At 71.7% G+C, this 25,112-nt stretch carries 23 protein-coding genes and 1 riboswitch; of the genes, 5 read left to right on the top strand and 18 right to left on the bottom strand.

What is annotated here, in order from left to right:
- Nucleotides 1-66: 66 nt before the first annotated feature.
- The 8 genes from nrdR to ACOJV7_RS15350 all read right to left on the bottom strand — a co-directional run bounded on the left by nrdR (nucleotide 67) and on the right by ACOJV7_RS15350 (nucleotide 8,677).
- On the bottom strand, nucleotides 67-582 hold the full coding sequence (gene nrdR / locus ACOJV7_RS15385) for a transcriptional regulator NrdR (RefSeq protein ID WP_420191102.1): 516 nt from the start codon (nucleotides 580-582) through the stop codon (nucleotides 67-69).
- A gap of 316 nt (nucleotides 583-898) precedes the next feature.
- Nucleotides 899-1,540 carry a hypothetical protein gene (locus ACOJV7_RS15380; RefSeq protein ID WP_420191101.1) on the bottom strand — a complete coding sequence of 214 codons (642 nt, stop codon included), beginning with the start codon at nucleotides 1,538-1,540 and terminating at the stop codon, nucleotides 899-901.
- A 116-nt stretch (nucleotides 1,541-1,656) separates the two neighbouring features.
- Nucleotides 1,657-2,094, bottom strand: coding sequence for an SRPBCC family protein (locus ACOJV7_RS15375; RefSeq protein WP_420191100.1), 438 nt, complete (start codon nucleotides 2,092-2,094; stop codon nucleotides 1,657-1,659).
- A gap of 117 nt (nucleotides 2,095-2,211) precedes the next feature.
- Nucleotides 2,212-3,078, bottom strand: a complete 867-nt coding sequence (locus tag ACOJV7_RS15370; protein ID WP_420191099.1) for a carbohydrate ABC transporter permease — start codon at nucleotides 3,076-3,078, stop codon at nucleotides 2,212-2,214.
- A gap of 7 nt (nucleotides 3,079-3,085) precedes the next feature.
- A complete protein-coding gene (locus ACOJV7_RS15365) occupies nucleotides 3,086-4,171 on the bottom strand; it encodes an ABC transporter ATP-binding protein (RefSeq protein WP_420191098.1) in 1,086 nt (361 codons plus the stop codon).
- Nucleotides 4,168-5,442, bottom strand: a complete 1,275-nt coding sequence (locus ACOJV7_RS15360; protein ID WP_420191097.1) for an ABC transporter substrate-binding protein — start codon at nucleotides 5,440-5,442, stop codon at nucleotides 4,168-4,170. Before ACOJV7_RS15360 ends, ACOJV7_RS15365 begins: the two co-directional genes overlap by 4 nt.
- Nucleotides 5,439-6,215 (bottom strand): carbohydrate ABC transporter permease, encoded by a 777-nt coding sequence (locus tag ACOJV7_RS15355; protein ID WP_420191096.1) that lies wholly within the window; start codon nucleotides 6,213-6,215, stop codon nucleotides 5,439-5,441. The genes ACOJV7_RS15360 and ACOJV7_RS15355 overlap by 4 nt, the downstream gene beginning before the upstream one ends.
- Before the next feature lie 89 nt (nucleotides 6,216-6,304).
- On the bottom strand, nucleotides 6,305-8,677 hold the full coding sequence (locus ACOJV7_RS15350) for a WD40/YVTN/BNR-like repeat-containing protein (protein WP_420191095.1): 2,373 nt from the start codon (nucleotides 8,675-8,677) through the stop codon (nucleotides 6,305-6,307).
- 130 nt (nucleotides 8,678-8,807) lie between these two features.
- Here ACOJV7_RS15350 and ACOJV7_RS15345 point away from each other — a divergent pair, with 130 nt between their 5' ends.
- Nucleotides 8,808-9,323 carry a hypothetical protein gene (locus tag ACOJV7_RS15345; protein WP_420191094.1) on the top strand — a complete coding sequence of 172 codons (516 nt, stop codon included), beginning with the start codon at nucleotides 8,808-8,810 and terminating at the stop codon, nucleotides 9,321-9,323.
- Between the two features lie 149 nt (nucleotides 9,324-9,472).
- Here the strand turns inward: ACOJV7_RS15345 and ACOJV7_RS15340 are convergent, their stop codons facing one another.
- Nucleotides 9,473-10,981: a S8 family serine peptidase gene (locus ACOJV7_RS15340; protein ID WP_420191093.1), complete on the bottom strand. Its 1,509-nt coding sequence runs from the start codon at nucleotides 10,979-10,981 to the stop codon at nucleotides 9,473-9,475.
- 298 nt (nucleotides 10,982-11,279) lie between these two features.
- On the opposite strand from ACOJV7_RS15340, the gene ACOJV7_RS15335 reads away from it, so the two are divergent.
- Entirely contained in the window at nucleotides 11,280-11,879 is a 600-nt protein-coding gene (locus ACOJV7_RS15335; RefSeq protein ID WP_420191092.1) for a GNAT family N-acetyltransferase, read from the top strand.
- Nucleotides 11,880-11,952: 73 nt separating this feature from the next.
- Here the strand turns inward: ACOJV7_RS15335 and ACOJV7_RS15330 are convergent, their stop codons facing one another.
- The gene (locus ACOJV7_RS15330; RefSeq protein ID WP_420191091.1) at nucleotides 11,953-12,378 is read right to left on the bottom strand and encodes an SRPBCC family protein; all 426 of its coding nucleotides are present in this window, start codon (nucleotides 12,376-12,378) and stop codon (nucleotides 11,953-11,955) included.
- A 45-nt stretch (nucleotides 12,379-12,423) separates the two neighbouring features.
- Here ACOJV7_RS15330 and ACOJV7_RS15325 point away from each other — a divergent pair, with 45 nt between their 5' ends.
- A complete protein-coding gene (locus tag ACOJV7_RS15325) occupies nucleotides 12,424-13,569 on the top strand; it encodes a winged helix DNA-binding domain-containing protein (protein WP_420191090.1) in 1,146 nt (381 codons plus the stop codon).
- A gap of 12 nt (nucleotides 13,570-13,581) precedes the next feature.
- Here ACOJV7_RS15325 and ACOJV7_RS15320 read toward each other — a convergent pair whose 3' ends face one another.
- On the bottom strand, nucleotides 13,582-14,025 hold the full coding sequence (locus tag ACOJV7_RS15320) for a VOC family protein (protein WP_420191089.1): 444 nt from the start codon (nucleotides 14,023-14,025) through the stop codon (nucleotides 13,582-13,584).
- A 360-nt stretch (nucleotides 14,026-14,385) separates the two neighbouring features.
- The gene (locus ACOJV7_RS15315; RefSeq protein WP_420191088.1) at nucleotides 14,386-14,787 is read right to left on the bottom strand and encodes a LysM peptidoglycan-binding domain-containing protein; all 402 of its coding nucleotides are present in this window, start codon (nucleotides 14,785-14,787) and stop codon (nucleotides 14,386-14,388) included.
- Nucleotides 14,788-14,974: 187 nt separating this feature from the next.
- Between ACOJV7_RS15315 and lexA the strand changes: the two genes are divergently transcribed.
- Nucleotides 14,975-15,724 (top strand): transcriptional repressor LexA, encoded by a 750-nt coding sequence (gene lexA, locus ACOJV7_RS15310; RefSeq protein ID WP_420191087.1) that lies wholly within the window; start codon nucleotides 14,975-14,977, stop codon nucleotides 15,722-15,724.
- Between the two features lie 2 nt (nucleotides 15,725-15,726).
- Here lexA and ACOJV7_RS15305 read toward each other — a convergent pair whose 3' ends face one another.
- On the bottom strand, nucleotides 15,727-16,623 hold the full coding sequence (locus tag ACOJV7_RS15305) for a Sir2 family NAD-dependent protein deacetylase (RefSeq protein ID WP_420191086.1): 897 nt from the start codon (nucleotides 16,621-16,623) through the stop codon (nucleotides 15,727-15,729).
- Nucleotides 16,624-17,253: 630 nt separating this feature from the next.
- Between ACOJV7_RS15305 and ACOJV7_RS15300 the strand changes: the two genes are divergently transcribed.
- Complete coding sequence (locus tag ACOJV7_RS15300) at nucleotides 17,254-18,189, top strand: LysR family transcriptional regulator (protein WP_420191085.1); 936 nt, start codon at nucleotides 17,254-17,256, stop codon at nucleotides 18,187-18,189.
- 40 nt (nucleotides 18,190-18,229) lie between these two features.
- On the opposite strand, the gene ACOJV7_RS15295 is transcribed toward ACOJV7_RS15300, so the two are convergent.
- The 5 genes from ACOJV7_RS15295 to ACOJV7_RS15275 form a co-directional block, all read right to left on the bottom strand.
- Nucleotides 18,230-20,647, bottom strand: coding sequence for a ComEC/Rec2 family competence protein (locus ACOJV7_RS15295; RefSeq protein ID WP_420191084.1), 2,418 nt, complete (start codon nucleotides 20,645-20,647; stop codon nucleotides 18,230-18,232).
- The gene (locus ACOJV7_RS15290; RefSeq protein WP_420191083.1) at nucleotides 20,644-21,342 is read right to left on the bottom strand and encodes a ComEA family DNA-binding protein; all 699 of its coding nucleotides are present in this window, start codon (nucleotides 21,340-21,342) and stop codon (nucleotides 20,644-20,646) included. Before ACOJV7_RS15290 ends, ACOJV7_RS15295 begins: the two co-directional genes overlap by 4 nt.
- Nucleotides 21,343-21,730: 388 nt before the next feature.
- Nucleotides 21,731-22,342: a glycerol-3-phosphate acyltransferase gene (locus ACOJV7_RS15285; RefSeq protein ID WP_420191082.1), complete on the bottom strand. Its 612-nt coding sequence runs from the start codon at nucleotides 22,340-22,342 to the stop codon at nucleotides 21,731-21,733.
- Between the two features lie 13 nt (nucleotides 22,343-22,355).
- Entirely contained in the window at nucleotides 22,356-23,201 is an 846-nt protein-coding gene (locus ACOJV7_RS15280) for a DegV family protein (RefSeq protein ID WP_420191081.1), read from the bottom strand.
- Nucleotides 23,202-23,255: 54 nt separating this feature from the next.
- On the bottom strand, nucleotides 23,256-24,719 hold the full coding sequence (locus tag ACOJV7_RS15275) for an aminotransferase class V-fold PLP-dependent enzyme (RefSeq protein ID WP_420191080.1): 1,464 nt from the start codon (nucleotides 24,717-24,719) through the stop codon (nucleotides 23,256-23,258).
- 43 nt (nucleotides 24,720-24,762) lie between these two features.
- A riboswitch (SAM riboswitch) is annotated at nucleotides 24,763-24,877 on the bottom strand.
- Nucleotides 24,878-25,112 lie beyond the last annotated feature (235 nt).

Genomic DNA, 25,112 nt, shown 5'->3' with positions numbered 1-25,112 from the left:
TTTTCTACCCGCGAGCACTGACAGTGACGCGGTCCTGCTTTCGTGCTTCGTTCTTCGGTATGCCGGTCAGTCGTGACCGGCGGAGGGGTCGCCATCGCGACCGGCCGGCATACGTGCCGGCTCCTCCCCCGTCGCCTCGCGCTCGACGCGCAGCAGCGTGATCGCCTGCTCGAAGTCCTCGAGGCTCTCGAACGCCTGGTAGACCGAGGCGAACCTCAGGTAGGCGACCTCGTCGAGGCTCCGCAGCGGTTCGAGGACGGCGAGACCGACCTCGTGGGCGTCGACCTCGGCCTGCCCCAGCCCCCGGATCGTCTCCCCGACCTGGTGGGCGAGGAGGGCGAGCTGGTCCTCGGTGACCGGGCGGCCCTGGCAGGCCTTGCGGACGCCGACGAGGACCTTCGGGCGGCTGAAGGGCTCGGTCGCCCCCGACCTCTTGACGACGGACAGCGCCGCGGTCTCGACGGTCGTGAAACGCTTGCCGCACTCGGGGCACTGGCGCCGGCGGCGGATGCTCGCCCCGTCGTCGGTGGCCCGGGAGTCCATGACGCGGGAGTCGGTGTGACGGCAGAACGGGCAGTGCATGACCGGCTCCTCTCGGGCGCCATGGGGACGGTTCTGGGGACGGGCTGGGGACAACGTGTGGGTAACCGGCCCGCCCCTGTGAACCATATGTGGATGAACTACATCGGTGTAACCACTAGATGTTGTGCCAAGTATGCGCCTCGTGTGACCCGCGCCGCAAGCCCTTCCGCAGAACCGCGCGTGTCGCCCCGCAACCGTGCGGCCTGGCGCTGCGTGTCGCCCCGAACCGACGGCGTGTCGAGCCTCAGACCTGCCCGGAACGACGGTATGCCGGCCGCTCGCGGGAGCGGCCGGCATACCTTCGGTGTGGGTCGGGTCAGAGGTTCGGGCCCTGCGAGCGGAGCTTGTCGACCTCGCTCATCGCCTCGCGGAGCTGCCCGAGCCACTCGTCGGCGTGCTGGCCGACGAGGCGGACCGACCACGCGAGTGCGTCGCTGCGGGAGCGGGCGACGCCCGCGTCGACGAGGGTGTCGAGCACCTGGCGCTCGGGCTGGCGGAGGCGGGTCATCACCGGCGCGGCGAGGTGGGTGAAGAGCGCCTTGGTCTCGCCGAGGCGGACGCCCCAGGAGACCTTGCGCTCGTAGCGCGCCTCGGCCTCGCGGGCAATGGCGATGCGCGCTTCCTTGGTGTCGGCGCGCCACCGGCTGATCTGGCCCTCGGCCTCCGCACCCTCGACCTTCTCGTCGGGGAGGGTGCCGATGACGGTGATTTCGTCGCGGTCGACGTCAACCTCGAGGTCGGTGAACCAGCCGTCGGGTAGCCGCCCGCTGAACCAGTCGCGGGCGTCGTCGGCGCCCGGGACGTCGGCCTGCTGCCAGCCTCCCGGACGGCCCATGCCGGGGCCTCGCCCGCGCCCGTTGTGGCGACCCGGCCCTCGGCCGGGCATCCCGCGACGGGTGCCGCGCTCGGTGGGTCGGGGGTCGTCACTGCCGACGTGTGGGTTGTGGTGGGACCTCATGACGGGGTCTCCTTCCTGCTGCTGTGGCACTACGTCTTGCAGTGCTTACACCATTACACAACTACAGGATGGCGTGAGGCATTCCCCGCGGTCGAAGGTCTTCGTACGCCTCGGGGTCAGCCGGTGACTCCCCCGGCAAACCGGCCCAGCGCGTCCTCCCAGTGCTGGAGGTCGGCGCGCGGGTCACCCGCGATGCCGTGCCCCTCGTGGTAGAGGTCGAGCTTGGTCCCGTCCCCGTCGGCGTGCAGCTGAACGTCGAGCAGGCTGAGCGGGCCGTCGTCGTGCGGGTGCCACGTGACCCGGACCTGCTCGAGCGGGTGGAAGCTCCGGACGACGCCATAGGTGCCGTCGGCGGCGGCCCAGGGCGCGCCCTTGGTGCCGAGGCGAGCGCCCTCGCCGAGGATCGCCTCCGTGCCCTCCGGACTCACGAGGTGCCGCCACACCTCGTCGGCCGGCGCGGGCACCGTGGCCGTGGCGTGCACGCCCATCGGCGGATCCGTCTCCGAGAGGGCCTCCCTGCTGTCGTCGGGAAGTGCGTCGACCTCACTGCTCATGCCAGACCTCCGTCGCCGTGGCCGGCCCCGGGTGGGCGGGCCCACGAGGACAAGTCGACCGCGAGAACGCGCCCGTGGCAACAGTCCGGGAGGACGAGTTCTGCCGTGGACCAGGGATCAGGAGCGGGTGCGCTGCCTGCCGGCGAGACGTGCGGCGAGCCAGAGCGGTAGGGCCGCCGCCATGGCGGTGAGGGCGAGCAGGGTCACCGAGAGGGTCGAGGCGTAGCCGAGCTCGCCGTACTCGAACGCGCGCACGTAGATGTGCAGCGGCGCGGTGGTCGTCGCGTTGGCCGGCCCTCCCTCGGTGACGAGCAGCGCCGGCACGAAAGCGTTCTGCACGACCACGACGACGTCGCGGACAGCGAGCACCAGGAGGAGCGGGGCCATGAGCGGCAGTGTGAGACGCCGGGTCGCGAACCACGAGGAGCCGCCCTCGACCGCGAGCGCCTCGTAGAGACGCCCTGGGATCGCGGCCCGCGCCGCGAGCGCGACGACGAAGGCCTCCCCCACCTGGAACGCCATGACGAGGACCAGGCCGGCACGGGCCCCCCACGGCTCGGTGAGGAACCCCGGCGACGGCACCCCGAGCCCACCGAGAAACGCCGGGAGAGGCCCATAGAGCGGGTTGAGGATCCACAGCCAGAGAAGGGCCCAGGCAGCCTCCGGGATGACCGACGGCAGGTAGGCCGAGACCCGCCCGAGCGCGGTCCCCGGGCCCCCACGACGGACGAGCAGCAGCGCCGCCCCCACCGCGAGGGCGAGACGCAGTGGCACGACGACAACCGCGACGAGTGCGCTCACGCCCACTGCATCCCAGAACTTCTCGTCACGCAGGAGCCTCACCCAGTTCTCTGCACCTGTGGGTTCGGGCGCCCGGAAGCCGTAGTAGCTCGTCGACGACAGCACGAGCGCGACCCCGAGCGGCACGACGACGAGGAGCAAGGAGCCCAGGAGGTAGGGCAGCGCCAGTGGAGAGCGTCTCACCTCGACGTCAGTCCAGCCGGACGCCGGTGCCGGCGTCGAAGCGGTGCTCGTCCTCAGGCCGCCAGCGGACCCGGACGTGGTCGCCCGGTCTCGGCACCCTTGTGAACGGCACCCGAGCGACGACGGTCTGCCGGTCGGTGTCGACAACGGTGAGGTGGACCAGGGCCTCCTCGCCCAGGGGTTCGGTCGTCACGACCGACCCGGTCACCATCCTGACGCCATCGCCACCTGCACCATCGGCAGCCGAGCCATCCCCACTGCCCCCGCCGGCACCGCTGCCGCCGGATGCCCCGTCGGCCGCCTCCAGTCGCAGCCGCTCCGGCCGCACCCCCACGACGACGCCGTCGCGCGCGGGCGCGAGGTTCATCGGAAGCGCACCGAACCCCCGCGCGACCGCCACGTCCGCCGGGCGCGCGTAGAGGGCCTCGGGGGTGTCGCACTGCAGGACCCGGCCACGGTCGACCATGGCGACGCGGTCGCCGAGGGCCATCGCCTCACCCTGGTCGTGGGTGACGTGCACCGTCGGCACCCGCAGACGACGCTGCACGTCACGGATGACCGCCCGCATCCGCACCCGCTGCTCCACGTCCACGGCGGCGAGCGGCTCGTCGAGCAGGAGCACCCGTGGCGAGCGGATGACGGCTCGCGCCAGCGCGACCCGTTGCCTCTCACCGCCGCTCAGGGCAGACGGCATACGGTCGAGGAGGTGGGCGACCTCGAGCGTTTCCGCGACCTCACGGGTCCGCGCCGTCATGGTCGAGCGGTCGGCTCCCCGCGCACGCTCGCCGATCTCGATGTTGTCGCGCACCCGCAGGTGCGGGAAGAGTGCCGCCTCCTGGAAGACGAGTGCGACCCCTCGTCCGCGCGGCGGCAGCGACGTCACGTCCTCGTCGCCGATGCGGATCCGGCCCGAGTCGAGGGACTCGAGCCCGGCGACGGCCCGGAGCAGGGTGGTCTTGCCCGATCCTGAACGGCCGACGAGGACGAGGAGCTCGTCGTCGGCGACCTCGAGGTCCACTCCGTCCAGGGCCACGACATCGTCCCGACCGCGCTGTCGGAACACCCGGCGCGCGGACTCGACCTCCAGTGTCATGAGCCCTTCTGCAGCAGTGGGTCCGCCTGTCGCCGGATCTCGGCAAGCACCTCGTCGAGCGGGACGCCGTCCTCGAAAGCACGCTGGAGCTGGGTGCCGACGACGTCCTCGACCTCCGGCCAGACGGGCGTCACCGGCGTGTGCCGGAGCAGCGGGACGGCATCGAGGAAGACCTGCGACGACGCCGGTGCGCGTTCCGGGCTGAGGAAGGCCGGCGACTGGGCGACCGACCGCAGCGACGGCACCGTCCGTCCACCCAGGGCGGTCACGGTCTGACCCTGCTGTCCCACGGCATAAGCGATGAGCCGCGCGGCCGCCTCCTTGTGCCGCGAGCTCGACGAGATGCAGTAGGCATCGGAGTGCAGCACAGAGGCCGGCGTGCCCAGGGAGGGCAGCGCGGCGACGTCGAACGACAGGTCCCGCTGCTCCCGCAGTGCCGGCACCTCGACCCGAGAGCTCATGAACATCGCGACCTTGCCGGTCATGAACTGCTCCTCGAGCCCCTGGGCGGCCATCTGCTCCTTCGACGGGGTGACGCCCGAGTCGATGAGGTCGACGACGGACTGGAGCGCGGCCCTGGCCCCCGGCTCGTGCAGCGTCGTGCGGGTCGGCTTCTCGGGGTCGTCGACGATCTCGCCGCCCGCGCTCCACACGAGGGGTGCCATGCGGGTGATCGACGGGTCGATGCCCACGCCCTTGACCCCGCCCTTGGTGAGGGCGCGTGCCGTGGCGGCGAACTCCTCCCACGTCCAGCCCGCCCGCGGCGCCTCAAGGCCTGCGGCCTCGAAGAGGTCGGTGTTCCAGTAGACGACGAGCGAGGAGATGTTCTGCGGCATGCACTGGAGCTCCCCCTCGTAGGTGAAGGCCTGCAGCGGTTCCTCGTAGTAGGCGCTGAGGTTGACCCCCTGCTCCCTCAGGAGTGGTCCGATCGGCTCGACAGCGCCGCGCTGCACGAACTGGGCGTACTCGCGGTAGTTGATGAGGAAGACGTCCGGCGCGTCCCCCGACGCGAACGACGTGGAGAGCCGCGTGAGGTGGTCCTTGCGTCCGACCGCCACCATCTCGACCTCGCCGCCGCCCGAACCCTCGTATGCCGTGAGCAGGCTCCGGTAGACCGCCGCCTCCTCCGGTTCGGCCTTGACCTGGAAGACGATCGGAGCGCTGGCCCCCTCGCGAGGCCCGGCCTCGGACCCCGTGCCTGACGAGCCGCAGGCGGCGAGGGTGAGCACGCCTGCGAGAACCGGAGCGGCGAGGAGCGCGGGCCGTCTCATCGCTGCTCGACCGAGGCGAAGAAGGCGCGTTGGCCCACGAGGAACATCAGGACCGCAGGTGCCGTCACGATGACGGCACCGGCGAGGTAGATCGGGTACAGGGCTGCCTCCATCTCGGCGAGGTTCCTCAGCCCGAGCGAGGCGGGCCAGTGTCGCGGGGACGCGACGAGGGTGAGCGGGTCCATGAACGTGGACCAGTAGTACACGAAGCTGAGCGTTGCCACGGCCACCACCGCGGGTCGGGCGAGTGGAAGCGCCACCCGGCGCCACACGGCATACGGGCTCATGCCCTCGAGCTCGGCTGCCTCGAGCACCGAGGTGGGGATGCGCGAGCAGGCGAGGGCGAAGAGCAGGACGTAGAAGGGGGTCGTCCCGGCGAGTGCGAGCAGGGCGACGGTGAGCGGGGTGTCGGTGAGGCCGAGACCACGGAGCACGACCACCCGCGGGACCCACAGGGCCGAGGCGGGGACGAGCATCATGAGAACCGAGAGAGCGACAAGTGCCGTCCTCGTACGTCCTCTCGACTGGACGATCGCGAGCCCGGCCATCGACGTGACGACGACGGTGACCGGCACCGCGACGGCGGCGAGCAGGAGCGAGTTGAGCAGCAGCCGGGCAAGCGGGACGAACTCGTCCACCACGGCGTAGTTCGACCAGGTCACCGGGTCCGGCCACAGGTCGAGGCCGTCAGGCGGCGGCTGCAGGGGGCGCTGGAGCGAGCCGAGCACCATGACCGCGAGCGGCGCCAGGAAGAGAAGGCTCAGCGCAGCCACCCCGACGCCTCGCCCCAGGGCGTGGCGTCGGGGTGGCCGACTGCCTGTCGTCGTGGTCAGGGCCGAGCCGAGCGGTCGGGTGACCTCATTCAGCTCGCCTTGGCCAGCGACGTCGTCCAGATGCTTCGGCCGTAGGTCGCGGCGTAGAGCGTGTCACTGCCCACGGGCAGGTCGATGTCGTTGATCGGGACGAGCGGGAGGTTCGCGCCGACCTTGATCCACGTCTTGCCGAGGTTGGTCGTGCGGTAGACGCCGACGTCGGTGGCGATGAAGAGCCAGTTCGCCTTGCTCGGGTGACGGATGACGTCGTTGATGGGCGCCTGCGGGACACGCTTGCCCACGATGTCGCTCCACGTGGCTCCGCCGTCCTGGGTCATGACGAGGTGCGGGTACGCCTCACCGGCGCGCCAGCCGGAGAAGCTGGCCCACGCGACCTTGGGGTTCTGCGGGTCGACGGTGACCCGCGTGACCCAGCGGCCCGGGAAGCTCGGGCTCTCCAGCTGGGTCCAGGTGACCTCCGCGGCGGGAGCCATCGCGTTGCGCGAGACCCACATGAGGCCGGAGTCGGTGCCGGCGTAGACGAGGTTGGGGTCCGCCTTGGTGGTGCCGATCGCCGTGATGGTGCCGAAGCCGGGTGCCCGCGGCTCGGTGCCCTCGGTGAGGTCCGGGCTGATCTTCTCCCAGCGTCGCTGACCGACGTCGGTGTTCATGCGGCTGACGTACTCGCTCGCGCCGAACATGATGCGCGGGTCGGCCGAGAACTCCAGCGGTGCGACCCAGTTCTTGCGCAGACCGGGGATCGTCATGCTGAAGCTCGTCTGGCCGGTGTCGGTGCCGACGAAGCCGCGGCAGCCGCCGTTCTGCGAGCAGCCGTAGTACTTCCGGTCGTTCGTCGGGTCGATGCGGTTCATCATCCCGTCGCCGCCGACGAAGCCGAACCAGTCACCCGTCGTGGAGTTGTCCAGACCCCACGACTTGAGCGACCCGTTGTCCTGCGCACCGGCGTTCATGCGCTGCGGGTTCTGGTGGGAGACGTCCATCTCGTAGAACTGGGTCACCGGCAGGTCGGCCGTCTTCTGCCACAGTCCGCGTGCCGCGCCGTTGGTCATCGACCAGTAGAAGCCGCCGTCGTTGCCGAGCATGACCTTGCCGGGCGTGAACGGGTCCCACTCGAGGCCGTGCTGGTCGGCGTGCGGGGTCTGCGAGGTCGTCCAGGTGAGACCACCGTCGAGGCTCTCGGCGAGGCTCACGCCGGCCACGAAGACGTGGAGCGGGTTCACCGGGTCGACGTAGACGCGACCGAACCACCAGGCGAAGCCGCCGCTGATGCTCTGCAGGGTGCCACCCGAGGTCGGCCCGACGGCCGTCCAGGTCGCGCCGGCGTCGGTGCTCGTGAAGAAGCCGTTGAAGTTGCCGCGGGCCGTGCTCGAGATGAGGTACGCGCGGTTGGGGTCGGAGTCACTGAAGTCGACACCCATGCGCCCGACGAGGTTGTCGGGCGTCTGGAGCGCCGGATCGGTCTCGCTCTGGGGCAGCGGTGCGTCGTGCACCTTGGTCCACGTGCGACCGGCGTCCGTGGAGCGGTAGACGTAGGAGTGCGGGCCGTACAGGCGCGACTTCTCGTCACGGACCTTGTCCCAGGTCGTCGCGAGCATGATGTCCGGGTTGGCCTTGTTGACGCTCACGTCGATGGCGCCCGTCGAGGCGCTGTCGGGCACGATGACGCGTTCCCAGCTCGCGCCGCCGTCCTCGGTGAGGAACAGTCCGCGGGTCGGCTCGGTGTCGTGCAGCGCACCCATCACCGCCACGAGGACGCGGTCGTCGTCGCGCGGGTCGATGACGATCTGCCCGACGGTGTCACCGTCCTCGAGACCCACGTTGGTCCAGGAGGCGCCGTCGTCGGAGGACGTGTAGACGCCCTTGCCGTAGTAGGCCGAGCCGCCACCGTGGTCCGGCTCGCCGGTGCCCGCCCACACGACACCCTTGCTGTCGACCGCGACCGCACCCATCGACTGCGGCAGCTGGTCGTCCCACGACGTCTGGAAGGTCTGGCCACCGTCGGCCGTGCGCCAGAGGCCGCCCGTGCCGGTGGCGATGTAGGCGACGTCCTGCGTCGTCGGGTCCGCCGCGATGTCGCGGATGCGGCCACCGATGTTCGACGGGCCGACGCCGGTCCACACCTGGTCGGTGCTCGGGCTGCCCTTGGCGGCCGCGCCCATGGCGCGGGACTGCGCGATGGCCTCGGTCACCGCGGCGTCGGGGATGGAACCGTCGGGGTTGGCGCGCTGGAGGTACATCCACTCCTCGGCGCCCACCGGGTCGGCACTGGGACGCTCGTGCTTCTTGGTCGAGCTCTTGCGCTTGTCGGACTCCGCCTCCGCCATCGTCACCGCAGACGCACCGACCGGTAGGGCCAGTGCGGTCGCGGCGAGGAGCGGCCACCACTTCTTGTGCAGTGCCACCTGTGATCCTTCGTGTAGGCCGGCGCCGACCTCCGTTGGCGGGCACCGTTGGAGCACAACCTAATGTGCAAAACTCACCATGGCGAGGGGTTCGGCGGGACTACCGGCAGTAGGTCCCTAGACTCGCCGGGTGTCGCTCTCCCGCCGCGCCCGGCTCACCCCAGCACTGCTTCTCCTGTGCGCCGCAAGCCTGCTCGTCGGCGGGTGCTCGTCCGACGCCGGCGAAGCCGGCTGTCCGGTGCCGACGGCGGCTCCCGCCGGCGACCTCGGGCTCCTCCCCGACGGCCTGTCGCTCGATGGTGTCGGCACCGTGACCCGGGTGGTGTCGAGCCAGGGCCACGTCAACGTCCGCGCCGTGTCCTCGAAGCCGATCGACGAGGTCACCGTCGCGATCCAGGACGCGGTCACCGCGGCCGGGTTCCGGCCCGCAGGGATGGACAACGAGGGCTTCGAGGCGGAGGTCTTCTTCACCGCCGGCTCGTATGCCGCCGGGCAGGCCCTCGTGCGCGCCGCGGACTGCGACGGCCAGTGGGACGTCGACCTCGTCCTCGTCGACCCGACCGCCCTGCCCGGCAGCGCGGCACCCTCGCCATCGGGAACGCCGGCTCCCACCGCGACGGCGACCCCCACGCCCCCACCCACGTGACCTGGCCACGCACGGCCAGCCCGTGACCGGCATACGAAGGATCGGGTGACGGGACCACGCACTCCCCCGGACGCGACCTGCCGGAGGCGAGCGATGGGCTCACCTCCGGCAGGGGCGTCTGCGTCGGCCTCAGCCGACGGGTGGAAGGGTCAGCTGACCGCCTTGAGGGCGTCGACCATGCCCTCGCCGTAGTAGCTGTTGTCCTCGGGCGAGCCGACGCAGGCCGGACCGCTGGCGACGGAGCACGCCGTGTCGGTGGCGTCGGCGCGCAGCTTGGCCACCATCTGCTCGGGCGTGAGCTCGGGGTGTACTGACTTCATGAGCGCGAGGACACCGGCGACGTGGGGCGACGCCATCGACGTGCCGCTCTTGGTGCCGTAGCCGTTGTTGCGCACGATCGTCGAGAGGATCGAGCTGCCCGGGGCGGCGACGTCGACGACCCCGAGGCCACGGTTCGAGAACGACGACAGCGCACCCGTGCGGGTGGCCGACGACACCGTGACGACGCCGGGGAGCTCGGCCGGGATGTCGTGGCAGTCGTTGTTGATCGTCCGCAGCACCGGGGTGGTGTCGTTCGGGCTGCCCGGGTCCTTGAACTTCGTCTTGTCCGAGAGGTCGTAGGCCGAGTTGCCGGCGGCGGCCGCGTGGACGACGCCCTGCTTGGTCGACCAGGCCACGGCGCGGCCCACGGCCTCCTTGGCTGCGGCCTGGTCGGGCTGGTCGCCGCACCAGAACTCGAACGGGTCGACGTAGTAGCTGTTGTTGGTGACGTCCATGTGCTTCTCACCGGCCCAGACGAAGCCGCAGACGGCGTACTCCGGGTAGATGAAGCCCTCGTCGCTGACGACCTTGACGGCGGCCATGCGGACGTTGGGTGCGACACCGACGATGCCGACGCCGTTGCGCGGAGCGGCGATGGTGCCCGCGACGTGGGTGCCGTGGTCGCTCGTCGTGGGGTTCCACCCGGTCGCCGAGGTGTCCGGGCGGCCGGCGTCGGTGCAGTTGACCGAGCTGGCCACGTCGATGTTGGGCTGGAGGTCAGGGTGGTCCGGGTCGATGCCGCTGTCGAGGACACCGACGAGGACGTTGCGGGAGCCGTCGGTGACCGCGTGGGCCTGGTCGGCCTTGATCATCTTCATGTCCCACTGCTCGCCCTCGCGGACGTCGGTGGTCTCGGCCGGAGTGGTCGGAGCCTCCACATCGCCGTTGGTCGGCTTGTTCGCGCCCTTCTTGTAGTCACTTGCGCCGGGGCCCCACGGGGCCTGGGCTGCGGCCGGTGTGCCCTCGAGGACCTCAGCCGTGCGGGTCGCACCGACCGACGCGAGCGCGTTGCCACCCGCCGCCCGGACGTCGTCGCGGAACGCCGCGCGCTGCGAGTGCGCCACGACGACGCCGATCTGCGGCCAGCTCTGGACGACGACGCCGCCGGCCTGGGCGACGGCCTTCTCGACGAGTCGGGTCTGGCCCGGGTTCGCGACCTTGGTGTTGAGGATGTAGCTCATCGTCGTGCCGTCCGGCGCGGCGATGACGACAGGCGTCGAGGTCTCGGTGGTGGATGCGGACGCCACGGCGGGGACCCCGCCGAGCAGGGCGACGGCGGCCGTCGCCGTCGCCGCGACGGCGAAGGTCGTCCGCCGCCGTGAACTGAAACGAGTCATTCTCACTCCGATGTGGAAGCTCCGCCGTCCGTGGACACGAACGGGCCGCCCCTCTCGGGGGCGGCAGTTTCCATCCTGTCCGGGGGCACGTGAAATTTCTACGATCTGGAGGCTCATGTCCTGACCTGTCGACACGTTGGACACACGTCGCCCGCCGAGGGGTCCGGGCCTTGTCAGGTCCTGACGTGTGCCAGGGGTCTCGAGCGTGTCCTCGGTCGTCGCGTCCGTCCGTCGTCGCCGCGCTGCGATCTCGCCGGTGAGCGGCGCGCTGTCGTCGCCCCGGAGCAGAATGCCCGTCATGACGAGCGAGCCCACGTGGGAGACGCACCCGGTGACGCCCTCGCGGTTCGACGACTTCGCCACCGTCGTCAACCCGAACCGTCGTGCCAACCACTGCTGGTGCCTCTCCCACCGGCTCACCGCCGGCGAGATCGGCGAGCTCGGCGGCCACCGGGCGGACCAGCGCGAGCAGGCAGCCCGCGCGCTCGGCCGTCGCCGGCACCCACCCGGCGTCGTCACCTACCTCGACGGGGATCCCGTCGGCTGGTGCAGCATCAGCCCGAGGTCGCAGATCACCCGCCTCGACCGCTCGAAGCTCATGCCACCCACCGACGACGTCCCGGTGTGGAGCATCATCTGCGTCGTCGTACGCAGCGGCTTCCGCAAGCGCGGAGTCACCGGACACCTCATCGAGGGAGCCGTGGACTGGGCGAGGTCGCAGGGCGCCCCGGCCGTCGAGGCCCACCCCGTCGACCCGAAGGGCCGGATGGACCTCACGATGGCCTTCGTCGGCACGCGCTCGATGTTCGAGAGGGCCGGGTTCGAGGTCGTCGGCACGACCGACGCGGTGGCGAGCAAGATGCCGCGCCTGACGATGCGCCGCACCCTCACGACCTGACCGCTCGCGTCGGCGTTCGTATGCCGGCCCCGCACCGTGCGGTGCCGGCGCGCCTGCGCGCGGGGCGTCGTCTTCAGACGCGCCCCTCGCACCTCGCCTTGAGCCCGGCGGCCTCCGTCGCGAGGTAGCGGTCGGTGAGCCGCCTGAAGAAGAACCGGCCCATGACCACCCCGACCGGACCCGCCTGCTCGACCGACAGCCGCACCCGCGAGCCGGAACCGGCAGCGGTGATGCGATGCCGGGCGGTCGTGCGCACTCCCGGGCCCGTCGCCACCCACGTGAACCCGGCGCCGGGGTCGAGCTCGGTGACGACGTACTCCGTCGGCGGCAGCTTCGGCTGCTCGACCCGTACCCGGGACCCCAGGCCCAGGGCCTGCGCGTCGAGCCTCGTCACCGCCGTGACCGTGTCGGTCCACTCCGGCCAGCGCTCGACGTCGCTCATGACGTCCCACACCCGTTCAGGTGGGGCGTCGATCTCGATCTCGGTGCTCTGCTCCATGCCGTCATCCTCGCGCCTGTCCGTCCCGCACGACAGGATGTCGCCATGACCCGCAGTGAGAGCCGGGGCGCGCTGCGCTCGGTGAGCCGCGACTGGGTCCTGCGCCGGCGCCTCGCCGTGCAGCGACTCGCGTCCGCACCGCTCCCCCGACCGGCCGACGTGGTGCGCCTGCTCACCTGCGTGCAGAGCCAGGACGCGCCACTCGCTGCGCACTCACTCGCGATGCGGTCACGCACGACGACGTATGCCGGTGTGCTGGCCGCGCAGGCGAGCGGCGCCTTCCTGCGCACCCACATCATGCGCCCGACCTGGCACCACGTCGCCCCCGAGGACCTGCGCTGGATCCAGGCCCTCACCGGCGGCAAGGTCGAGTCGTCGGACGCTGCGCGGCAGCGCCAGCTCGGCATCACGTCGGATGTCATCGAGCGCGGGATCGACCTACTGCGCGAGCTCCTCGCCGGAGGGCGGGCGATGACGCGCAAGGAGCTCGGGCCGATCTTCGCCGAGCGCGGGCTGCCCGGGCCCGGGGAGGCGATGGCCCACCAGCTCATCTGCGCGGAGGTGCGCGCCGTCATCTGCTCCGGGCCGCCGCGCGGGACCGAGCACACCTACGTCCTCGTCGATGACGTCGTGCCCGCCGCGCCCTCCGACGGGTGGTCCCGAGAGCAGTCCGCGGTCGAGCTCACCGCACGCTTCTACGCCGGGCACGGGCCGGCGTCCGAGCGCGACCTGCAGCGGTGGAGCGGGCTCACCCTCACGGAGATCCGGACCGCCACCGCCGAGCTGACGACCTCACCGAGCCTGCGCTCCTCGCACCCGCTCAAGGCGGTGGAGTGCGCCGGCGAGACGTTGTGGTTCGACCCGGCGCGGTCGGCGCGCACGACACGCGAGCACACGGCATACCTGCTCTCGACGTTCGACGAGGCCGCGCTGACCTACCCCAGCACCGGGTTCCCCCGGCGCAACCACGACGCCGACCGGACCCGGCTCGTGTCCGAGGCGGGTGGCGGGGTCGTCGTGCTCGACGGTCGCGACATCGGGACGTTCAAGCGCAGGGTCGAGGGGAAGAGGGTCGTCGTCACCGTCCGCCCCGAGGTCGACCTCACCCACCGGGAGCGGGACGGGGTCGAGCAGGCCGCGGCGTTCCTCGCTGACTTCCACGAGCTCCCGCTCGAGCTCGTCCTTCTCTGACGCGCGCAGGGCTCAGGCGTCGTCGACGCCGAAGCCCTCGCCCTGGGCGCGCTCGTGCGACTCCTCGGTCTCCTCGAAGAGCGTGATCGTGAGACCCGCCGGTGCCTCGAGGCGCGAGTTGAGCGACTTCCACGGCGTGAGGACGGGTTCGGCGACGACCTGTGCGCCGGCCGTCTCCGCCTCTCGCGTCGCGGTCGCCGAGTCCTCGACCTCGAAGGCGATGCGGATCCTCGGACTCGGAGTGCCTCCGGCCTCGACTCGGTCGATCGCGACCCTGTGCGCCGGGCTCGCGATCTCGAAGGTCGCCCGTCCTGCCTCGAGGATGGCGACCCGGTCCTCGCCGCCCTCGGAGAACGCCGCGACCTCGTCCATGCCGAGGACGTCGCGGTAGAACCGCACGGCGTCGTCGTAGTCCTCGGCCTCGACGACCACCCGAAGCTGCTTCACCCTCTGCACGCGTCCCTCATCCGAGCTCGTCATGCACGGTCCAAGCCGTCCGGGCCCCGACTTATTGCGCAGGAGCGACGACTCGGCCCGGCTTGGGCCCGTCCAGGTGTCGCTCCTGCGCAATCAGTCGCGGACAGCCGAGGCCCCGCAGAGTCACCGAGCGCGACGGGAGTCAGGTACGCGACGGGAGGCATGCTCGCCGCGGCGCCTGGGCCGAGCGTTGGCACCGGGCCACGCAAAGGGCGCCCCGCGAAAGATGGCGGGGCGCCCTCCGTGCTGAGCCGGCGAGGGGTCGAAGCTCGCCCTGGGACTCAGGTCCGAGCCGGGGTCGAAGCGGCTCGGAGTGCGTGGGTCGTCAGTGCACGGCGCTCAGCCCTGCGGGATGACGACGGTCTGGCCGGCGCGCACCTGGGCGCTGCTCAGCCCGTTGGCCAGCTGGAGCTCGGCGACCGCAGTCGCGAGCGACGTGCCGCTCATGTGCTCTGCGGCGATCTGCGAGAGGGTCTGCCCCTGCTCGACCGTGACGGTGACCGGGGCGCCCGAGGCAGAGGCTCCGCCGATGAGTCCGGCGAGCGCGGCAACGAGGGCGACGAGCAGCACGGTCGTCGTGATGGCCAGGCGTCCGGCTCGCGTCAGCCGCAGTGCCGGCTGGGGCAGCCGGCGCACGGCTTCGCCCGTCGGGACGAGGACCAGCCGCGGACGCTCCGGCCGACGCGTCGGGAGCGGAACGGCATACCCGGCAGTGGTGTCGTCGTAGGCGACTGCACTCATGGGGTCCTCCTGGGTCGAAAGGACGTTCGATAGAACGCCTGTACGATTTCTAGCACGGATGTTCGACGACTTCAAGACACGCGTCGAACAGATGTTTGAAACACCTGCTCGAACTCCGTACGCTGAAGCCATGTCAGGAAGCCAATCAGGCACCACTGACAACGCCCTTTTCGCAAGGAGAACGAGCATGAGCGACAAGCGCCGCCCGGCCGCCGACGACGTGGTCCACGAGCTGCCCGACCGCGACCCCGGCGACGGCACGCTCACCGTGCGTCAGCGCAAGGTCCTCGACGTCATCCGCAACTCGGTCGACCGCCGTGGCTACCCGCCGAGCATGCGCGAGATCGGGCAGGCGGTCGGTCTCACCTCCCCCAGCTCGGTGTCGCACCAGCTCAACGCCCTCGAGAAGAAGGGCTACCTGCGGCGCGACCCCAACCGTCCGCGCGCCCTCGAGGTCGTCTCTCCCGATACCCCGAGCGACATCCGCGGCTACCGCGGTGGCGCCGCGCCCGACGATGTCGACGCCGACCTCGACCCGACCGGTTCGGGCGACGTCCGTCCCGAGGCGAGCTACGTGCCGGTCCTCGGCCAGATCGCGGCCGGTGTGCCGATCCTCGCCGAGGAGACGGTCGACGAGGTCTTCCCGCTGCCCAAGCAGATCGTCGGCGAGGGCTCGCTCTTCCTCCTCAAGGTCGTCGGCGAGTCGATGATCGACGCCGCGATCTGCGACGGCGACTGGGTCGTCGTGCGCCAGCAGCCGACCGCTGACAACGGCGACATCGTCGCGGCGATGCTCGACAACGAGGCGACGGTCAAGACGTTCAAGCGCAAGGACGGCAAGGTGTGGCTGTTGCCGCACAACCCGGCCTTCGACCCGATCGACGGCGACCACGCGACGATCCTCGGCAAGGTCACCGCGGTCCTGCGCCGCGTCTGAGCTCAGCCCGCCCGGTCGGCCCGCTGCCCCACCTCGCGCGCCAGCGACGACAACGTGACGCCGAGCGACGCATCGATCCGGTGCGTCGTCTCGGCGTCGCCGCGTGTGGGGCCCCTCGTGATGACGACGACGGGTATGCCGTGTGCGGCCGCGCGCCGCACGAACCGGTAGCCGCTCATCACTTGGAGCGACGAGCCGAGGACGACGAGCACGGGCGCCTCGTCGGTGAGCGAGAAGCAGAGGTCGACCCGGTCGCGCGGGACCGCTCCACCGAAGAAGACGACGTCCGGCTTGAGGGTGTCGTCGCCGCACACCAGGCATCGCGGCGCGAGGAAGGTCCGGACCGCCTCGTCGGCGAGGACGATGTCGCCGTCCGGACGGATCTGGCTGCTCACCTGCGACCCGTCGGCGACCGAACCGAGGGCCCGCGACGCGAACCCGGGGTTCGCGTCGTCCATGAAGGCCTGGACGAGGTCGCGGTCCACCCGCTCGCCGCAGGTGAGGCAGACGACCTCCGCGAGTGAGCCGTGGAGCTCGGTGACGGCGCGGGTTCCGGCCTCCTGGTGGAGGCCGTCGACGTTCTGCGTGATGACGGGTCCGAAGGCGCCGGCGTCCTGGAGGTCGGTGACGGCGAGGTGCCCGGCGTTGGGTTCGGCTGCAGTGAACCGCTGCCACCCGATGAAGCTGCGCGCCCAGTAGCGCTGGCGTGCCTCGCTCGTCGCGGTGAACTCCTGGTGCGACATCGGGGTCACCCGGCGGTTGCCGTCGGGCCCGCGGTAGTCCGGGATGCCGCTCTCGGTCGACATCCCCGCCCCGGTGAGGACGAGGGCCGGCCCGAGCGCACGCAGCAGGGACGCCACCTCGGCGACCGTCGCGGTCGCAGGTCCGTCAGCTGTCACCGGATCATCGTAGGCAGGTCCCGGCGACAGGACCCACGCCGAGCGGCCGTCGAGGCCAAGGCGGCGTCCACTTCCCCGACAGCCGTGGGCCCGCCACGTGCGCAGAACTCATCCCGCATTCGAGCGGGCTGCCTCGTGCAGGACCGCCGCAGCCGACATCCACTGGTGATCGATGCGCGAGCTGCCGGCATGAGCGCCGGCCCCGCAACGGCAGGACCAGCACCAGTCGCCGGTCGCGGCACGGAAGACATCCGTATGGTGACGGGCTCGGACGTGGGTCCGAGCACGTGTCGCCGTGCGCAGGCTCCGCAGGAGCTCTGGGGTCGTCATCGACCTCACCGCACTCGTCACTCGCCCGGACAGCAGCTCTGGTGCACGAGCGCGGACGTCACCATCGAGCGCCAGTCCACCGTCGATCGTCCGGCGTGCCCACCCGCGCCGCACTCACATCTCCAGCGCCAGCGCCCCCAGGCGTCACAGACGACGCAGGGATGGTGGGTGCGCCGGGCGCTTCGACGGCGGAAGTGCGTGCTCATGCAGGGAAGGAGGCGGCCGGCCGTCGCGAGATACGCCATCACACCGTGACACGACGACTGGAGTTTCGATAACCGTGCGTTATATCATTGATCCATGATCGACGCCGCTGGTCTCCGTGTCATGCGCGCCATCGCCGACGAAGGCAGCTTCACGGCGGCGGCGCTCTCCCTCGGATACTCACAGCCGGCCATCTCGCAGATGGTCCGCCGCCTCGAGACCCGCACGGGCACGACGCTCGTCGAGCGGGTCGGCCGCAGCGTGCGCCTCACAGAGGCCGGGGCCGTGCTCGCCCGTCACGCCGGACCGGTGCTCTCGGCCCTCGACGCCGCCGAGGAAGAGGTTGCTGCGATCGCCGGCCTGCGGTCCGGGCGGGTCCGGCTCATGGCGTTCCCGAGCGCGTCGGCCACGCTCGTGCCCAAGGCCCTCGCCAAGGTCAAGGCCGACCACCCGGGTGTGACGATCACCTTCAGCGAGGCCGAGCCGCGCGAGTCGCTCGCGGCGCTGCGAGCCGGCGAGTGCGACCTCGCGGTTGCCTTCGTCTACGAGGGCACCGACCTCGGTCGGGGTGAGGAGGACCTCGACGCGTTCGTCACCACCCCCCTCCTCGACGACGAGGTGCTCCTCGCGGTGCCGCACGACCACGAGCTCGCGAGCGCCAAGAAGGCAGACATGGCCGCGCTTCAGGGCGAGACGTGGATCGCCGGCTGCCCGCGCTGCCGCGGTCACCTGCTGCAGCTCGCCAGCACCGCGGGCTACGTGCCCGACATCGCCTACGAGACCGAGGACTACGTCGCCGTCATGGGGCTCATCGCCGAAGGGCTCGGTGTCGCGGTCATCCCCGACCTCATCCTCAAGACGGTCCACCACGAAGACGTCGTCGCCCTCCCGATGACCCCGGCATCGCGCCGACACATCGTCGCCGTGACGACCCCTGACCTCCAGCGCGTGCCGGCGGTCAAGGCAACCCTCGACGCTCTCGTCGACAGCGCGCGCAGCTCCAGCGCGAAGCCCTCGCGCGCCTCGCGCTGACCCTGGCACCGGGCCGGCCAGGGCCTGAGGCCGCCCGGCCTCATCGCGAGGTGACGACACTCAGGCGCCCACGAGGGTCCTCGACCACGGCGACATGACCGTCGCGGTCGGTGCGGTGGACGGCATACCCGTTGCGCGCCAGCATCGTGAGGTGCGCCGACGTCGGGTGACCGTAGTCGTTGTCCTTGCCGACCGAGACCACAGCAACCGGTGCGCGGACGGCCGACATGAGCCCGTCGTCCAGGTTCGCACTGCCGTGGTGCGGAGTCTTGACGACGTCGAACCGTTCAGCCACTCGGGCCATCTCCCCGTCACGACGCAACCGCAGCAGGAGGTCGTGGGCCGCCTCGCGCTCGACGTCACCGAGCAGGAGGGCGTCGACCTCTCCCACGTGCACGGCGAGGACGACGCTCGCGTTGTTGGGCACCGACCCGGCGTCGATCCGCCGGACCGGAGCCCATACCTCGGCACGGACGTCACCGTACGTCAGCCGGTCGCCAGCCGCGAGTGCGGATGTCGGTATGCCGTCCGCGCGCGTCCACGTCGCGACCTCACGCACCTGCCAGGCAGGCTCGGCCACCGGTGAGGTGAGCAGCTGGCCCACCCGCCGGCCGTCGAACACGCCGGGGAGGCCCTCGACGTGGTCGGCGTGGAAGTGGGTGAGCACGACGGCGTCGACGACCTCCACGCCCAGCGAGTCGAGGCACCCGTCGACGGCCGGCGGGTCCGGCCCGGCATCGACCACGAGGGCCCGGCCGGTTCCGGTGCGCACCACGGCTGCGTCCCCCTGCCCGACATCGCAGAAGACGATGCGCCACCCGGGCGGCGGCCACGTCACGACCCGTGTCGGAAGGACGCCGGCGACGAGGACCGCGACGGCGCCCAGGGCCACCACCGGCCGGAGGAGCGCGAACCGCGCCATCGACCGCGCCGTGAGGACGAGGAGGACGGTGACCGCCGCGAGGAGTAGGGCACCGCGGCCACCGTCGGGCCACGGCATCGTCCCTCCCGGCACGTCCGACATGACCCGGGCCACCCGCGCGATGCCGAGGGTCGGCACCGCCCCCAGCCACCCGACGAGCCGGGCCGGTCCGTCCGCGACCACCGACACCACGGCCGCGACGACGCCGGCCACCGTCGCCGGCGCGACGAGCGGCGCGGCCAGGAGGTTGGCGAGGACGCCGATGACGCTCACCGAACCCTGGAGCAGGACGACGAGCGGAGCGCACATCGCCTGCGCCGCAACGGGGATGGCGACCGCTGGTCCGACGAATGCCAGCCGCGGGGGCAGGTGTCGGGCGACGGCGTCACCCCACGGCCGGGTGAAGAGCAGCAGACCCAACGTCGCGAGCGCGGAGAGGGCGAAGCCGAACGACCGGGCCATCCACGGGTCGACGACGAGGACGACGACGACAGCGCCCGCGAGGACGGGAAGCCCGACACTGCGGCGCGAACGGCTGACACCGATCAGCCCGATGAGCCCCATGGCCGCCGCCCGCACGACGCTCGGCTCGGGACGCGCGAGGACGACGAAGCCCATGATCGCGAGAGCGACGACCCACGGCCGCCACCGCCGCGGCACGCCGACGAGCACGCAGAGCCCGAGCACCATCCCGCCGACGACCGCGATGTTCGAGCCCGACACGGCCGTGAGGTGCGTCATCCCGGTGGCCTGCATCGCCTCGGTGAGGTCAGCAGGTGTGCGGCTTGTGTCCCCGATGACGAGTCCGGGCAGCAGGCCCCGGGCGTCCGCGGGAGTGCCGTCGACCGACCGTCGCAACCCGGAGCGAAGGTGCTCCGCGACCCGTGCGACTCTGCCCGCTGGAGACACGACCTCGTGCGACGCGACGCTGACCACCGCCAGCTCCGCGCGCCCCGGCTCAGGTGGAGCCAATCGTCCGCGCACCCGGACACGCTCGTGCCAGCGCAGCTCGAGAAGGGCGGTCTCACCGCGCAGGAGCACCGGGGCGTGGGCCCGACTCACCCGCCCTCGCCCATCCACCTTGTATGCCGTCGCCCGCACGAGGACGACCGGGTCCCGGCCCGCCCCCGCCGCCGGCGTGAACGGATCGGAGGTGACCATGACGTCGACGGTGACGACGGCCCGGGCCGTGGTGAGGGTGTCGAGGTCGCCGACAGAGCGCAGGGCATGCTGACCGTTCCCCGCGACCTGGAGGAGGAGGGCCACCGACACGACGAGCAGGGCGCCCGGCCAACCCCTCCGCCAACGCGCCGCCATCATGGCCGACAGAACGAGCAGGGCGGCGAGGGTCCACCGTGCCGTCGACGCCCACGTGAGCGTGCCGGCGAGCAGCGCCCATCCGGCGAGCGCGGGAGCGAGCATTCTCAGGTCGCTGACCCTCACGACCTCGCGCTGCCACTCCCCCGACGGGTCGTCCTCGCCGATGCCGTTGTCGGGTCCCTCTCGCGCGACCGGCGTGGGCGGCGACGTCCTCACAGGGTTACCTTCGGGGTCAGCTGGGCCAGCAGCTTCTCGCCGATGCCGCTCACCTCGCCGAGCTCCTCGACGCTCGTGAACCGGCCGTGCTCGGTGCGCCAGTCGAGGATCCTCCGGGCGAGGACCGGGCCCACGCCCGGCAACGTGTCGAGGGCCGCGAGGTCGGCGCTGTTGAGCGGCACCTTGCCACCGCTGGACGTCCCGGAGCCTGCCGACCCGCCCGCGGCCGCGCCCTCGCCGCTCCCGGTGCCGCCCGCCGCCAACCCGGCCGGTGGCACGACCTCGCCCGGCCGGGGCACGTGCACCTGCTCACCGTCGACGAGGACCCTGGCCAGGTTGACCGCAGCGAGGTCGGCGTTCGCGGTCGCTCCCCCGGCCGCCGTGACGACATCACCCACCCGGGCGCCGGAGGCCATCCGGTAGACGCCGGGTCGGCGCACCTGCCCGACGACGTGGACCACGAGCACGGCTGCCGCCCCTGCGCTCGCCCCGGCGACACCGGCAGCACCCGCGGCAGACTCAGCCCCGCCTGTCCCGCTGCCGGTCGGCGAGGCGCGGGACAGCGTCGAGGTTCCCCGGCTCACCCCGGTCGGTGCCACCTCCGAGCGCGCACCCACGGGAGTCCCGCTGCCCGCGCCGGCGAACCAGAGCCGAACGGCGAAGACAAGGACGACGAGCACGATGACGACCAGCACGGCCACAGCCGCCGCGCGGCTCGGCGCCCACCAAGCCCCGCGCAGGCTCGACGGCAGCTCGAACAGCGGCGGCCGCCCGACCTCGACGGGCCTGTGCCGGCCCCGGGCCACGTCGGACTCCGTGCGCGCCTCGTCGCCAACGACGTTCCCGGCCCTTGAACCCGGTGACCTCTGCCCCGCTTGCAGATGGCCCGGTGACGTCGGGCGCGCTGACGTTCGACTTGGTGAGAGACCAGCAGAACGCACTCGCGCCAGCGCGCGAGGCGAGACGGCCTCGGGGCGGTGGCGGGACGGCATACGGCGACGCTAGGGAGCCGGTGCCGACGACCCAACCCGCGAGGCGGCGACCTGTGGACGACGCCCGCCGGCCCGGCCGGCTGTGGACAGCTCAGCCCGCGAGCCGGCCGGCCCAGATCCGGATGTTGCGGCGGTGGCGGGCGAGGACGAGCAGCGCCACGAGCGCGAGCCAGACACCGACACCACGGTCCACCATGGTCGTGGCGCGCACGACGAGCACGACGCCCGCGCCGAGGAGAAACGTCGTCGCCACGACGGACGCGTCCCCCAGCCGCCTGACGAACGGCAGGCACACGACGAAGACGAGAAGGGCCGCCAGCGCCACCCACGGCACGACGGCCAGCATCGCTCCCAGTGAAGTCGCGACGCCTTTGCCGCCACGCCCGCCGAGATAGGGGCTGTAGATGTGTCCGAGCACGCACGCCGCCCCCGCGACGAGCGCGACCCACGTGCCCAGGGTCCGCAGCACGACGAACGTCGGCACGAAGCCCTTGAGGACGTCGAGCAGCCCGACGACGATGCCCCACTTCCGGCCGATGACCCGCCCGAGGTTGGTCGCACCAGGGTTGCCGGACCCGACGCTCGAGACCTCGATGCCGCGACGGCGGCCCACGATCGTCGCCGGGTTGATGCCCCCGACCGCGAAGCACACCGTCGCCACGACGAGCACCAGCAGCACCTGGGCCGGGACTGCGAGACTCACGACCTTCCCCCGGTCAGGCCCGCGGGCTCACCGCGATGGCGAGCGTGCCGGGCCCGACATGGGCGCCGACGACCGCGCCGAGCTCGACCACGACGAGCTCCCCGAGCCCCTCGATGCGCGACCTCAGCCGCTCGGCGAGCTTCTCGGCCCGCTCGAGAGAGTCGAGGTGGTGGACGGCGACGTCCACCTCGCCGGCGCTCGTCGCCGCCTCGACCGCGAGCTCCTCGAGCCGGGCGATGGCGCGCGACGAGGTCCGAACCCGCTCCAGCGGCACGATCGCACCGTCGTCGAGCCCGAGGATCGGCTTGATCGCCAGAGCGGACCCGAGCAGGGCGTTGGCCTTGCCGATCCGGCCGCCGCGACGCAGGTGCTCGAGCGTGTCGACGTAGAACACCACGGTCGCGCGCTCACATCTCGCCCGCACGACGTGAGCCACCTCGTCCACCGACGCCCCAGCGGCGGCGAGCTCGGCACCTGCGAGGACGGCAAACCCCATCGCCATGCCCATCGACCGACTGTCGATGACGGTCACGGGCACCGGCGACTGGTTCGCGGCGAGCTGGGCCGAGCCGAGGGTGCTCGACATGTCGGAGGAGATGTGGACCGAGACGATGGCGTCCGCACCCTGCTCCGCGAGCTCGCGATAGACGTCGAGGAAGGCCTGGGGTGAGGGCCTGCTCGTCGACACCGGCCGGAACCGGCGCAGCGCCTCGGCGACCTCGTCGGGCCCGACGTCGACGCCCTCGCGGCGCTCCTGTCCACCGACGACGACGTGCAGCGGCACGACGCCGATCGCGTGCGCCTTCACGGCCTCCGGGGACAGGTAGGCCGTCGAGTCGGTGACGAGAGCGGTGGTCACGCTCCGAGGCTAGTGGTCAGGACGTCCACCGCGCCGCACAGTGACTCGACCCGGTCACCACGGAAGGTCGACGAGCGTCTCGCGCTGGTCACCCACCGGCACCCAGCCGCGCCCCTCGACCTGCTCGTATGCCGTCCCCGGCCCGTTCGCAGCCAGGCTCGCCACGGCGGCGAGGAGACGCTCGACGTGCTCGTGCGTCGTCGCGAGACCGGCGCTGACACGGACCGCCGTCGTGACCTCAGCCTCCTCGTCGGACAGGAGGGCGTCGACGAGGAGGTGGGCACAGAACTTGCCGTCACGCACACCGATGCCGTGCTCGGCGGAGAGCGCCGCGGACACGAGACCCGACTCCACCCCGTCGACCGTGAACGCCACGACCGGCGCACGGTCGGCGTCGTCGCCGAAGATGCTGAACGTCTCGACGCCGTCGATGCCCCGCAAGCCGTCGACGAGACGCTCACCTATCGCGCGCTCGTGCGCCTCGATGGCGCCGCGGTGCTCGCGGATGGTCGCGCAGGCGGCGGCGAGGGCGATGGCGCCCAGGACGTTGGGGGTCCCACCCTCGTGCCGGGCCGGGCCCGTCTTCCACGTCGTCGACAGAGCGCCGACCGACGTCGTGGCCCCGCCGCCGGCGAGGTACGGCGCAGCCGTGTCGAGCCAGTCGGCGCGGCCCACGAGCGCACCGGCGCCGTAGGGCGCATAGATCTTGTGGCCGCTGAAGGCGACGTAGTCGACGCCGAGGCTCTCGAGGTCGACCCGGCGGTGACCGACGAGCTGCGCGGCGTCGAGCGCCACACGGGCGCCGCGGCCCTTGGCGACGGCGGCAAGACGCTCGACCTGCCAGTACTCGCCGGTGACGTTGGACGCTCCGCTGAGGACGACGAGCGTGGACGAGCTCGTGCTCCGCTTGAGCGCGTCACGCAGGAGCGCCTCGGCGTCCTTGTGGGTCAGCGGCACGGGGAGGCGGGTGGTCCGGCGGTCCTCCCACGGCAGCAGGGTGGCGTGGTGCTCGGTCGCGAAGACGATGACTTGGGTCCGTCGCGGCAGGGCCCTGGCCAGCAGGTTGAAGGAGTCGGTCGTGTTGCGGGTGAAGACGACCTCGTCGCCCCCCCGGGCGCCGACGAAGCGCGCCACCTCCTCGCGAGCCGCCTCGTAGTAGTGGCTCGAGACCTGGCTCGTCCACCCCTGACCACGGTGGACGCTGGAATAGGTCGCCGTGGCGCGCTCCACCGCCGTGACGACGTGCGCAAGGGCCGGCGTCGAGGCACCGTGGTCGAAGTTCGCGTACTCGACGCGACGCCCATCGCAGGTCGGCACGAACGGTGCCGCGACGACCGCCGGCAGCGTTGCCGGGATCCCGGCGTATGCCGTGTGGTCCCGGTCGTCGACCTCGGGCGCCGTCTCGGGCACGGACTCCCGCCTCGTCGGAGACGTCGTGGCCGGGGCGGGGACGGAACGCAGCCACGGCTGGCGGCGCTCCCGGGTGACGGTGTGCGGAATCGAGCTGGCGATGGACATCTGGTGCTCCCTGGAGAGTCGTTGGACTCTCGAGGTGCTCGCGAGTCCGCGCTTGCCGACTGCGTTGCTGCAGCCGACCAGGTCGTCACCCGGAGCACCCCACCGCGGAGGAGGGTTGCCGACCAGCAAGCCGGGGCTATGCGCTGGTACTCATGACCTTGGGTCAGGACTCTATCGACGAGCCACGACGACCGTCACCCGTTGTCCACGATCTGACATCGGCCGGGACGGGGCGGGCTTGGCACGTCTGGCCGGCGAAAAGCGGGGGCTGTCACGCGAAAAGGGTGCGGAAATGAGAAATGGCCCGCCGGGTGGGCGGGCCATTTCTGGAATGTTTGTCCGGCTGCGTCCTACTCTCCCACACCGTCACCAGTGCAGTACCATCGGCGCTGA

This window comes from Knoellia tibetensis (assembly GCF_048606415.1).
In the GTDB taxonomy this organism is placed as follows: Bacteria; Actinomycetota; Actinomycetes; order Actinomycetales; family Dermatophilaceae; genus Knoellia; species Knoellia tibetensis.
Note: the sequence above shows the minus strand (reverse complement) of the source record. Positions and strands in the feature narration are given on the sequence as shown.

Bases quoted from the DNA above. Each gene is read 5' to 3' on its own strand.
- ACOJV7_RS15360 (WP_420191097.1), bottom strand. From the start codon at position 5,442: ATGAGACGGCCCGCGCTCCTCGCCGCTCCGGTTCTCGCAGGCGTGCTC.
- ACOJV7_RS15275 (WP_420191080.1), bottom strand. From the start codon at position 24,719: ATGTCCATCGCCAGCTCGATTCCGCACACCGTCACCCGGGAGCGCCGC.
- ACOJV7_RS15380 (WP_420191101.1), bottom strand. From the start codon at position 1,540: ATGAGGTCCCACCACAACCCACACGTCGGCAGTGACGACCCCCGACCC.
- ACOJV7_RS15375 (WP_420191100.1), bottom strand. From the start codon at position 2,094: ATGAGCAGTGAGGTCGACGCACTTCCCGACGACAGCAGGGAGGCCCTC.
- nrdR (WP_420191102.1), bottom strand. From the start codon at position 582: ATGCACTGCCCGTTCTGCCGTCACACCGACTCCCGCGTCATGGACTCC.
- ACOJV7_RS15300 (WP_420191085.1), top strand. From the start codon at position 17,254: ATGATCGACGCCGCTGGTCTCCGTGTCATGCGCGCCATCGCCGACGAA.
- ACOJV7_RS15335 (WP_420191092.1), top strand. From the start codon at position 11,280: ATGACGAGCGAGCCCACGTGGGAGACGCACCCGGTGACGCCCTCGCGG.
- ACOJV7_RS15330 (WP_420191091.1), bottom strand. From the start codon at position 12,378: ATGGAGCAGAGCACCGAGATCGAGATCGACGCCCCACCTGAACGGGTG.
- ACOJV7_RS15325 (WP_420191090.1), top strand. From the start codon at position 12,424: ATGACCCGCAGTGAGAGCCGGGGCGCGCTGCGCTCGGTGAGCCGCGAC.
- ACOJV7_RS15315 (WP_420191088.1), bottom strand. From the start codon at position 14,787: ATGAGTGCAGTCGCCTACGACGACACCACTGCCGGGTATGCCGTTCCG.
- ACOJV7_RS15340 (WP_420191093.1), bottom strand. From the start codon at position 10,981: ATGACTCGTTTCAGTTCACGGCGGCGGACGACCTTCGCCGTCGCGGCG.
- ACOJV7_RS15365 (WP_420191098.1), bottom strand. From the start codon at position 4,171: ATGACACTGGAGGTCGAGTCCGCGCGCCGGGTGTTCCGACAGCGCGGT.
- lexA (WP_420191087.1), top strand. From the start codon at position 14,975: ATGAGCGACAAGCGCCGCCCGGCCGCCGACGACGTGGTCCACGAGCTG.